Source organism: Mycobacterium sp. OAE908 (assembly GCF_017872775.1).
Classification (GTDB): Bacteria; Actinomycetota; Actinomycetes; order Mycobacteriales; family Mycobacteriaceae; genus Mycobacterium.
Map to the genome: position 1 here is coordinate 4,983,086 of NZ_JAGGJL010000001.1, position 10,842 is coordinate 4,993,927.

Here is a 10,842-nt window from a genome sequence, read left to right on the forward strand (position 1 = left end):
TTACCAGGATATTCCCAGGTTTGGGACAGCAATGCCGCCGTTTTGCCGTCTAACAACCGTCGAAATATCGCGTTTGCTAAATCCGCACATTGGCGCGCAGCAATGATGTGCCTGCGCTGTTCGCCTTCGGCACACCGGGGAAGATGTCTTGGGCCGCCACACTTTTCAGACCAAAAGTTCTTTTTCATTGGTTGCGCGATTTACTACCGGATAGGTTAATTTGAGTCGACACAACTTGCGGGAAGTCTCCGTACTGACAACTCAACCGGGAGTGGCTATGAGTCGGGCCATGAGTCGCCGTATGCGGCGATATGGGATATTCACCTTGATTGCCGCAGTACCGGTCGCGATCTTGTGTGCATACGTCACAAATTTGCTCACTCCCACCTCGCCAATGCCGCGGGCGGTTAGCGCGGCGAGCTACCGCATCGTTGAAACGGCGGTCATCAAGGAAGAGTCGGACACGATCGGCATCGCCGACTCGGATTTGTACAACGCGTCGGATGCCGAAATTGAAGCGCGTTTCGATGAGATGCAGGCGTTGGGCGTCAACACCGTCCGGGTTATCGTCCCGTGGGCCGCGATCAAGCCCGCCGAGCCGGGGTCGGCGTTGGAGCAGCTCTACCCGCCGAACTGGACCAAGATGGATCGCATCATTCAGGAGGCGACCGATCGCGGTTTCTCGGTTTTGGGCGTGCTCAACTCGACGCCGTACTACGGCGGTCAAAACAACACGGGCTGCCTGGGTTGCCCGGGTGTGGCACCTGATCCGGCGGATTTCGCGGCTTTCGCAGCCGAGGTTGCGCAGCGATACCACGGCGAAATTTCGGCCTATGAGGTGTGGAATGAGCCGAACTCCTACAAGAGCTGGTCGCCTGCGGTCGACCCGGTCGCCTATACCAATGTTTTGAAGGCCGCATATAACGCGATCAAGGCCTCCGATCCGAACGCGACCGTTGTCGCAGGCGTGCTGGGTGCGGTCGTTACCGCGGGTGGATTGACGATGGACCCGGTGACCTTTGTGCAGACCATGTACGCCAACGGCGCAAAGGGTTACTTCGACGCGCTCTCTTACCACCCGTACAACTACTCGAAGACGTTCGCCGAGCAGAACCCCAGTTTCATTTCGCCGCTGCAGATGCTGCTCAAGATGCGGCAGACAATGCTGGCCAACGGCGACGACCTGGTGAAGATCTGGGCGTCCGAATACGGCCTGCCAACGTCGCTCAATGCCGACCAGGCACAGGCGTACCAGAACCAGCTGAAGTTCATCAGTGACTTCCTCAACGTCTGGGGCGACGGGCTGACCGATGCGCAATTGGCGCAATTGCCCGCCGAATACCAGGAGTTGGCGGCGACCTGGAAGGACTGGGTCGGACCGGCATTCATTTACAGCCTGCGCGACCGGTTGGGTCAGGAAATGACCGAGCAGGGGTCCTTCGGCCTCTACTACTTCGATGAGGCGACCGGCGAGTGGAAGCTGAAGCCGGCCGGCCAATGGATCAAGGACCTGATTGCGTCCAGGAATTCCAACAATCTCGCGGAGGCCTTGGCGGCGTCCCTGCAGAAACTGGTTCAGCAGGTGGCCACGTCGGTGCAGACGACGGTACAGAACGCTGTCGTTCCTGCGGTACAACAGACGGTGCAAAAGATCGGCAGTCAAGTCGGCAACGCCTTGGCGGCCGCGCTCGCGGCCTGGGCGGCGTCGTTCAAGAAGCCGCCGACGACGACTGCTGCCGTGGCCACAATCGAAGCGATTGACACCTCCGCGATTGCCCAGCAAGCAGTGACGGAAACGTTCGAAACAGCTTCGCCGACAACGGAATCAACGACAACGTCGAGTATCGCCGGCGCGGTCACCGAGAAGCTGGCCGCGGTCCAGACGCCTGCGACCAAGGAAGCGTCGGCGTCGACGACCGAGCCGAAGACGTCGACGACCGAGCCGAAGGCGTCGACGGGCGATGAGCCGAAGGCGACGACGGGCGACGAGCCGAAGTCGACGACTCCGGCTTCGGAGGAGGAGTCGGCGACCACGGACACGCCCGCGGCCACCGACGACACGACGACGCCCGAGGATCCCAAGGCCACGACTCCTGCCAACCGCAAGGAGAACGAGGACGAGGCCAAGGGCGGCGACACCAAGAAGGACGGCGACAAGAAGTCGGGCGGCGAAACCAACAAGGACGCCGACGGCACGACCGCCACCGGCAAGCACGCCGAGGGCTCGGTCAAGAACGGCACGTCGGTCGACGAGATCAAGACCAAGCTCGGCGACGACACCGCCAAGACCACCACGGGCACACCGAAACACGCAGCCAGCGAAGACGCTTCGGCGTCGACCGGCGGCTAGTCGGACGATATCCGGGCGGCGTCGCGGGCCCGTAGTGCCAGCCACAACTCGTGGCGGTCCTGCGCGGAATCCATGCGCCGCCCGGTTAGTCGTTCCACCGCGGCGATGCGATTGCGCATGGTGTGCCGGTGTACGCGCAGTGCGGTGGCGGCCGAACCCCAGTGCCCGTTGTGTTCGAGGAACGCGGTCAATCCTCGCAGTAGCTCATCGGATCGGTCCGTTGCGTCGAGCGGGCCGAGCACGGCATCGGCATACGCCTGAAGAGGTTGTGCCCCAACAGTGTTGAGCAGCAGGCGGCTGCTGGCGATCTCCTCGGCGTGCATGTGCCTGCCCTGCACCCTGCTCGCGGGCAACGCGGAGCGGGCCTGCCGCAGCGAGACGACCAACGCGCCGGGTCGCACCGCGATGCCGATGCCCGCCGCGTGGTGCCCGGCCAACGTGGCCAGTGCGCCCGGCAGATCGGTGTTGCGTGGCACGGCCAATTCGACGACCTCCCCGACGACCCGCACCAGCGCGTCAGGCACAGTGGTCAGCAGGTCGGCGGCCAAGTCGTCGGCGTCGTCCGGCGCGGCGACAGCGGCGGCCTGCAGGTCGGCGTCGGGCAACCCGACCGACGTCAGCCAGCGCGCTGCCACCACGTCATCGACGGTGCCTCGGGCCAACCGGTCGAGCATTTGGGCACGGCCGCGGCGCTGTGTCGTGTTGAGCCCATGCCTGCGCTCCAGTTCGAGGGAGAGCAGTGATACCAGATCGCCCGAAATCTGATGCGCCGCAGGCAGTTCAGCGGGTCCGTCGATCAGCAGCCAGGCCCGTAGCCTGCGGGCGCCCAGCGCGTGCAGCTCGCGTCTGCGGCCCTCGCTGATGTCGGAGGCCGCGGCGTTGAGGCCTTGATCGCGGACCGATTCGAGCAGCCCCGACAGCCGCCTTACCAAGCGCTCGCCGCTTGCATCTGATTGTGCGAGTACGCGGCCGAGCAAATCGATCACCACACCCGAGCGGCCGGTCGTCTCGTGGTGCGCGGCAAGGATGCCCGGCAATCCGCCCGGAGTGACGGCCGCGGCCGTCAACGCGCGCTGGGTCTGCAACGCCCATTCCAGCTCCTGGCGCTCGGCGCGCGCCCGGTAGGCGAACACCGCCTTCGTCACGGCGATGAACGGCACCGGGTCGGGGACCGTCAGCAGCGGCATGCCGATCTCGTCGGCAGCGGTGATCAGCCGCGCCGGTGCCCGCTGGTGGGGCAGTTCGGCGCCGAGTCCGAGCCCGACGGCCTGCACGCCGACGGCATCCAACTCCGCCAGATATGAACGACAGCCGGCGGTGGACTTTGGAAGCAACAGCCCGATCGTCAACAGCAGCTCACCGCCCTGCAGCCACGGGCCCGGATGCACTAGCTCGGAAACAGCGGCCGCCTCGATCTCCCGATCGGCGCCGGTCCGCCCGGCCACCAGCTCGAGACCGAGTTCGGGATCTGCGACGAGTTCCGCGACGGTCAGCATGGACATATCGTCGAACAGCGCCCGCCCAGTCTCTACAAAATGGCCATATCCGCCGGCGGGCATTTCGGGAAGCCTGCTGGGCATGACAACAGTGCCCCCGATCGGACCGGTCGATGCCACCCGCGTACCGCGCTTCGCGGGCCCGGCCACCTTCGCACGCCTGCCCCGTACCGACGAAGTCACCCGCACCGACGTCGCGGTCGTCGGCGTCCCGTTCGACTCAGGGGTTTCCTACCGGCCGGGTGCGCGCTTCGGCCCGGCGCACATCCGCGCGGCGTCCAAGCTGCTGCGCACCTATCACCCGCGACTCGACGTCGAGCCCTTCGCGATTCAACAGGTGGCAGACGCCGGCGACATCGCTGTCAACCCGTTCGACATCGCCGAAGCGATCACCACGATCGAGCGGGCATCGGACGAGTTGCGCGACGGCGGGACGAAGCTGATCACCCTCGGCGGCGACCACACCATCGCGCTACCCCTGCTGCGGTCGCTGCACCGCGACCACGGGCCAATCGCCGTGCTGCACTTCGACGCCCACCTCGACACCTGGGACACCTACTTCGGCGCGCCGTTCACCCACGGCACGCCGTTTCGGCGGGCGAGCGAGGAGGGCCTGCTCGACAAGGAGCACTGCCTGCACGTCGGGATTCGCGGCCCGCTCTACGCACCGACCGATCTGACCGACGACCACGTGCTCGGCTTCCAGGTGATCGGCACCGACGACTTTCAGCTCGACGGCCTGGCCGCCGTGATCGAGCGGATGCGGGCACGCCTCGGCGACGCGCCCGTCTACGTCTCCGTCGACATCGACGTGCTCGATCCTGCCCACGCGCCAGGGACCGGGACGCCGGAAGCCGGCGGAATGACCAGCCGCGAGCTGTTGCACTGCCTGCGAAACCTGGTGGGAGTCAACCTGGTTGGCGCCGACATCGTCGAGGTCGCGCCCGCATACGACCACGCCGAGATCACCGGCATCGCCGCTGCGCACGTCGCGTTCGAACTGATATCTGTGCTCGCGAAGTCATGACCGCGCATCGCAACGGCGGCGCCGCGGTCGTGGAAACCCTCGCCGCACACGGTGTCGACACGATCTTCGGCATCCCGGGCACTCACAACCTCGAGCTCTATCGTCACTTCCCTGCGACCGGAATTCGGGCGATCACCCCACGTCACGAGCAGGGCGCCGGGTACGCCGCCGAGGCGTATGCCCGCGTCACGGGCACGCCAAGCGTGGTCGTCGCCACCAGCGGTCCCGGGCTGACCAATACGATGACGGCCGCGGCGACCGCATACGCGGAATCGCAGCCGATGCTCATCGTGTCGTCGGGCATGCCCACCGGCAGCGAGGGCCAGGATCTGGGGCAATTGCACGAGGCCAAAAACACGAGCGCCGCAATGGATCAGCTGGTCCGCTGGAGTCGGCGGGTGCATGGCGCCGATGAAGCGGCCGAGGCGGTTTGCGACGCATTCGCATCCTTCACCGGCGGCCGACCGCGACCGGTGCACATCGAAATTCCTGTCGACGTGTTGGAGGAGCGTTGGTCAGGCCAACCGCGTGTGGCCGCGAAAGTGGCTCCGCCCCAAGTTGATCCGGGTGCGTTATCCCGCGCGGCCGACGTCCTCGCCCGCGCGTCGCAGCCGGTGATCATTGCCGGTGGGGGATCCGTCGACGCGCAGGCCGGATTGACGGCGCTGGCCGAGGCGATCGGTGCACCGGTGGCCACCACGGTCAACGGCAAGGGTGTGGTCGACGAGGGGCATCCACTGTCGGTCGGCGCGTCGATCCGGTTGCGTGCCCTGCAGAAGGCTGCTGCGGACAGCGACGCGCTGCTGGTGGTCGGCACCGAACTCGGCGATTCGGACCTGTGGGAAGGCCAGATTCGCGGTCGCACCGTGATCCGTTGCGATATCGACCCGGCCCAGCTCAACAAGAACTGCCGGGCCGACATCGTGCTGCTCGGTGACGCGGCCGCCACCGTCGCTGCCCTTCGTGCGGCGCTGCCCGCAGACCGGTCGTTCTCCGGTGAGCGGGCTGCCGCGCTGCGGGCGGCATGCCGTGCAGAGGCGGACAAGGACGCGGGCCCCTATGCCGAGATCAATGCCGCGGTCCGTGCGGCGCTCCCCGTCGATGGCGTGCTCACCGGCGACAGCTCACAAGTCACCTACTTCGGCTCGGTGCACTTCTTCGACATGCCTGCGCCACGGCGGTTCTGCTATTCGCCCGGTTTCGCGACGCTGGGCTACGGACTGCCCGCCGGCGTCGGGGCCGCGCTAGCCAAGCCGGGAACGCCGGTGGTCGTGCTGCTCGGCGATGGCGCGCTGATGTTCTCGGTCCAGGAGTTGATAACGCTTGTCGAGCAAAGACTCTCGGTGCCGGTTGTCGTGGTCGACAACGGCGGCTATCGGGAAATCCGCGACCAGGAGACGGCTCGCGACATCCCGCCGATCGGCGTCGACTTGCGCACCCCGGATTTTGCCGCGCTCGCGGTCGCGATGGGTGCTCGCGGCGCGCGGACTACGTCGGCCGCCGACCTCACCGACTTGGTCCGCGACGCGTTCGACGCCGACGGCCCGACCCTCATCCACTTCGACATGCGCTGAAAGGACAACGGAATCATGGATGTAGCGATTGTCGTCGTCTACCTGCTCGGAATGATCGCGTTCGGCTTCTGGGGAAAGACCAGGGCCAAAACGCAATCCGATTTCCTGGTCGCCGGCCGGCGGCTCGGACCATTGCTGTACTCCGGCACCATGGCCGCGATCGTGCTTGGCGGCGCATCCACGATCGGCGGGGTCGGCCTCGGCTACAAATACGGCATCTCAGGAATGTGGCTGGTGTTCTGGATCGGTGTCGGCATCCTGGCGCTCAGCCTGCTGTTCGCTGGCCGGATTCAGCGGCTGCGCGTCTACACCGTCAGTCAGATGCTCGAATTGCGTTATGGCCCAGGATCTTCCGTGCTCTCCGGCATCGTGATGTGGGGCTACACCCTGATGCTGTCGGTGACGTCAACGATCGCGTATTCGACGATCTTCGGGGCGCTCTTCGATATCGGCAAGGTGCCGGCCATCATCCTCGGCGGCAGCGTGGTGATCATCTACTCCACGCTGGGTGGCATGTGGTCGATCACGCTGACCGACTTTGTGCAGTTCCTGGTCAAGACCGTCGGCATCTTCTTCATCCTGTTGCCGATCGCGCTGTACAGGACGGGTGGCATCTCCGGGCTGGCCGACAAACTGCCTGCCGACGCTACGTCGTTGACGACGATCGGCGGAGACACCATCCTGACGTACTTCGTCATCTATACGTTCGGCCTGCTGATCGGTCAGGACATCTGGCAGCGGGTGTTCACGGCACGCAGCCCGGGAGTCGCGCGCTGGGCGGGGGCGGCCTCGGGGGTGTACTGCCTGTTGTATGCGGTGGCTGGCGCGGTGATCGGCATGGCGGCCAAGGTGCTGCTGCCCGCGCTGGAGTCCCGTGACGACGCATTCGCGCAATTCGTCGAGCAGCAGTTGCCGCCGGTGCTGGCCGGTTTGGTCCTGGCTGCCGCGCTCGCTGCGGTGATGTCGACCTCCAGTGGCGCGCTGATCGCCACGGCGACCGTGTTCAGTCAGGACATCGTGGCTCGGCTGCGGCACCGCGACATCGAGGGCGGCAGCGAGCACGACCACATCCGCAACAACCGGTTCTATGTTTTCGGCTTCGGCATCGTGATGGTGATCATCGCGTGCGTGCTGCAGGACGTGGTCGCCGCGCTGACCGTGGCCTACGACATCCTCGTCGGCGGTCTTTTGGTGCCCATCCTCGGCGGATTGATCTGGCGCCGCGGCACGAACGTCGGGGCCGTTGCGGCCATGGCCGTCGGCACCGTGGTGACGTTGGCGACGATGATCTATGTGGGCGACATCTACGCCAACGAGCCGATTTTCTGGGGCTTGGCCTCAGGCCTGGTGGTCTTCGTCGTCGGCAGTCTCGCCACCCCGCCAACAGCTCCCGCCGTGCTCGCGGAGTGGGACCGCCGCAGCCGCGCGCAGGACGTCGAAAACGCACCAGCTCCGGTTTCGTAGATTTGCTGATACATGACATCACCGCTAACTGGCCGTGCGCTGCAGCAAAATTTCGCTCGCGCCGCGCAGATGACAACGCCCAGCGTCAATTCACCAGTTGCGTCAATTTTGCTGTTTGCCATGCTTGATGGCTTTTCCGCGTAGTTGGACTGTATCTCCAGTGAATTGATAGCCAGTAATGTTTGCCAGGTGCTTCTCAAACGATGCTTGGCAAGCTAACCTGTTGTTCGTCAACCATCGGCTCTGGCTAAGGGGAAAAACATGCCAGCTCTTCGTCCACTCGTCATCTTCGGTTGTTCGCTAGCCGGCGCCAGCGCCATCGCACTGGCTGTTCCTGCTACATCCAGCGCCGCCTGCTTGCTGGGCATCCAAGGCCTGGTCTGCACCAACGGCATCCTCAACAGCGGCCCCAATGTCGGTATCGGCAACAGTGGCGGCCTGAACGGCGGAATCCTGAACTCGGGCATCGGCAACGTCGGCATCCTCAACAACGGCACCGCGAACCAAGGAGTGCTCAACGGCGGGACCCTGAATCAGGGGATCGGCAACCAAGGCACTGGTAACCAGGGCCTCCTCAACGGCGGCACCGGTAACCAGGGCATCCTGAACCTCGGCGGCGGCAGCCTCGCTGGGCTGGCTCCCGGTGGTCATCTGCTGGGCATTGGCGGCTAACGCAGCACCAAGAAGTCGAGGGTGAGAGCCTCGCGGGTTCTTCGAGGGCCCGCGAGGCTCCCTCTCATTTGTGCCCTCGGTGAGATTCGAACTCACACTGGACGGGTTTTGAATCCGTTTCCTCTGCCAGTTGGGATACGAGGGCTTGTCTTACCGCGGCTTACCACCATAGAGGATGCCCCCCGGTCGCTGATCGGGCGTGGTACCGCCACAATGTGTGCCATGACCGCGTCACCTCCCAACGCCGACAAGCCGCACCGCGTTCTCGTCGCTGAAGATGAGGCGCTCATCCGGCTGGACTTGGCCGAGATGCTGCGCGAAGAAGGCTACGAGATCGTTGGCGAGGCCGGCGACGGCCAGGAAGCGGTCGATCTGGCCGAACGCCTGCGGCCCGATCTCGTCATCATGGACGTCAAGATGCCGCGCCGCGACGGCATCGACGCCGCATCCGAGATCGCCAGCAAGCGAATTGCGCCGATCGTCATTCTGACCGCGTTCAGCCAACGCGATCTGGTGGAGCGCGCCCGCGACGCCGGTGCGATGGCGTACCTCGTCAAGCCCTTCAACATCACCGACCTGATCCCGGCCATCGAGGTGGCGGTCAGCCGGTTCAGCGAGATCGCCGCGCTGGAAAAGGAAGTCGCGACGCTGTCGGACCGGCTGGAGACCCGCAAGCTGGTCGAACGCGCAAAGGGTTTGCTGCAGGAAAAGCAGGGCATGTCGGAGCCCGAGGCGTTCAAATGGATTCAGCGCGCCGCGATGGATCGCCGAACCACGATGAAGCGTGTCGCAGAAGTGGTGCTGGAAACCCTCGATACGCCGGAGAAGGCGTAAATACTGGGTTTCCGACGCGCCGTTGACAGCGTTTTTACGGCCGGTCAGCGGTGTGCGTTTTCCAACATCACGCGGCATGGGTTCCCGTTGGCTATGGTCGTCCCGAAGCATCGCCGCCCCGGCAGAGGAGGGCTGGTGTGCCGATGCCGACGAAAACATTGACTCGGAGGTGAAGTGTGCGCGGACGCGTGGCGCGGAATGTATTTGCTCTCGGTAGTGCGGGTTTGGTTGTGCTCGGCTCGATGGGGCTCGCCGGCTGCAACCAGTCCAAGCCGGAAGAAGGGGGCACAGCGCAGACCGATCTGAAGATCGTCGAGCAGGTGCAGATCGACGAGCAGGGCAAGGAGGTCAAGTCCGACCAGACGGCTGCGCCAGCCGATCCCGCCGGAGACGGCAAGGCCACCTGCCCGCCGGTGTCGATCGCGATGGCGGGGGCGCTCAACGGCCCCGACGCTGCGCTGGGCATCAATATCAAGAACGGCGTGCAACTGGCCATCGACAAGCACAACGCCGCGAACCCGGGCTGCCAGGTGCAGCTCAAACCGTTCGACACCGAGGGCGATCCGCAGAAGGCCACCGCGATCGCGCCCCAGATCGTCGACGACCAGTACACGATCGGCCTTGTCGGCCCGGCGTTCTCGGGTGAGACCAAGGCCACCGGCACCGTCTTCGATCAGGCCGGCCTGGTCGCGACGACGGCATCGGCGACCAACCCCACGCTTAGTGAGAACGGGTGGAAGACGTTCTTCCGCGGCCTGGCCAACGACGCCGTTCAGGGCCCGGCGGTCGCCAACTATCTGAAAAACACGTTGGGCTACAAGAAGATCTGCGTGATCGACGACAGCACCGACTACGGTCTCGGTCTGGCCTCGGCGGTGCGTCAGACGCTTGGCCCGATCGCTGATTCGGGATGCAACATCTCGGTGAAGAAGGGCGACAAGGACTTCTCCGCCGCGGTGACACAGGTCAAGGGCGTCAGCCCCGACGCGGTGTTCTACGGTGGCTACTACTCCGAAGCCGCGCCGCTGACCCAGCAGCTCAAGGACGGCGGCTTCAGCGGAACCTTCGTTTCGGCCGACGGCACCAAGGATCCCGAGTACGTCAAGCAGGGTGGCGAGGCGACCAAGGGCGCGATTCTGTCCTGCCCGTGCGGTCCGGCAACAGGCTCGTTCGCCGATGAGTACAAGAAGAAGTTCAACACTGACGCCGGCACCTACAGCGCGGAGGGCTATGACCTCGGCACCATCTTGGTGAAGGGCATCGACTCGGGCGCCATCACCCGGCCCGCGCTGCTTGACTTCGTCAAGAACTACAACGGCCAGGGGACGGCGCGTAAGTACCAGTGGACGCCAACCGGTGAGCTCACCACCAACCTCATCTGGATCTTCAAGGTTCAGTAGTCGCTCGAGCGAAGCGCGTCCGAGA

The 10,842-nt window shown here is 65.0% G+C and carries 8 protein-coding genes and 1 tRNA gene; 7 read left to right on the top strand and 2 right to left on the bottom strand.

Annotated features, from left to right (window positions below; translation table 11 throughout):
• Window positions 1-394: 394 nt before the first annotated feature.
• Window positions 395-2,350: a cellulase family glycosylhydrolase gene (locus tag J3E61_RS24585; RefSeq protein ID WP_210085302.1), complete on the top strand. Its 1,956-nt coding sequence runs from the start codon at window positions 395-397 to the stop codon at window positions 2,348-2,350.
• On the opposite strand, the gene J3E61_RS24590 is transcribed toward J3E61_RS24585, so the two are convergent.
• Window positions 2,347-3,846 carry a PucR family transcriptional regulator gene (locus J3E61_RS24590; RefSeq protein ID WP_210085303.1) on the bottom strand — a complete coding sequence of 500 codons (1,500 nt, stop codon included), beginning with the start codon at window positions 3,844-3,846 and terminating at the stop codon, window positions 2,347-2,349. The genes J3E61_RS24585 and J3E61_RS24590 overlap by 4 nt on opposite strands.
• Window positions 3,847-3,928: 82 nt before the next feature.
• On the opposite strand from J3E61_RS24590, the gene speB reads away from it, so the two are divergent.
• The 4 genes from speB (at window position 3,929) to J3E61_RS24610 (ending at window position 8,583) form a co-directional block, all read left to right on the top strand.
• Window positions 3,929-4,873 carry an agmatinase gene (gene speB / locus J3E61_RS24595; RefSeq protein ID WP_210085304.1) on the top strand — a complete coding sequence of 315 codons (945 nt, stop codon included), beginning with the start codon at window positions 3,929-3,931 and terminating at the stop codon, window positions 4,871-4,873.
• Window positions 4,870-6,447, top strand: coding sequence for a 5-guanidino-2-oxopentanoate decarboxylase (locus J3E61_RS24600; protein WP_210085305.1), 1,578 nt, complete (start codon window positions 4,870-4,872; stop codon window positions 6,445-6,447). The genes speB and J3E61_RS24600 overlap by 4 nt, the downstream gene beginning before the upstream one ends.
• Window positions 6,448-6,462: 15 nt before the next feature.
• On the top strand, window positions 6,463-7,911 hold the full coding sequence (locus J3E61_RS24605; protein ID WP_210085306.1) for a sodium:solute symporter: 1,449 nt from the start codon (window positions 6,463-6,465) through the stop codon (window positions 7,909-7,911).
• A 261-nt stretch (window positions 7,912-8,172) separates the two neighbouring features.
• Window positions 8,173-8,583: a hypothetical protein gene (locus J3E61_RS24610; RefSeq protein WP_192720505.1), complete on the top strand. Its 411-nt coding sequence runs from the start codon at window positions 8,173-8,175 to the stop codon at window positions 8,581-8,583.
• A gap of 71 nt (window positions 8,584-8,654) precedes the next feature.
• Here J3E61_RS24610 and J3E61_RS24615 read toward each other — a convergent pair.
• A tRNA-Leu gene (locus J3E61_RS24615) sits at window positions 8,655-8,728 on the bottom strand.
• A 77-nt stretch (window positions 8,729-8,805) separates the two neighbouring features.
• On the opposite strand from J3E61_RS24615, the gene J3E61_RS24620 reads away from it, so the two are divergent.
• The gene (locus J3E61_RS24620) at window positions 8,806-9,417 is read left to right on the top strand and encodes a response regulator (RefSeq protein ID WP_192720504.1); all 612 of its coding nucleotides are present in this window, start codon (window positions 8,806-8,808) and stop codon (window positions 9,415-9,417) included.
• 176 nt (window positions 9,418-9,593) lie between these two features.
• On the top strand, window positions 9,594-10,817 hold the full coding sequence (locus J3E61_RS24625) for a branched-chain amino acid ABC transporter substrate-binding protein (protein WP_210085307.1): 1,224 nt from the start codon (window positions 9,594-9,596) through the stop codon (window positions 10,815-10,817).
• Window positions 10,818-10,842: the final 25 nt, after the last annotated feature.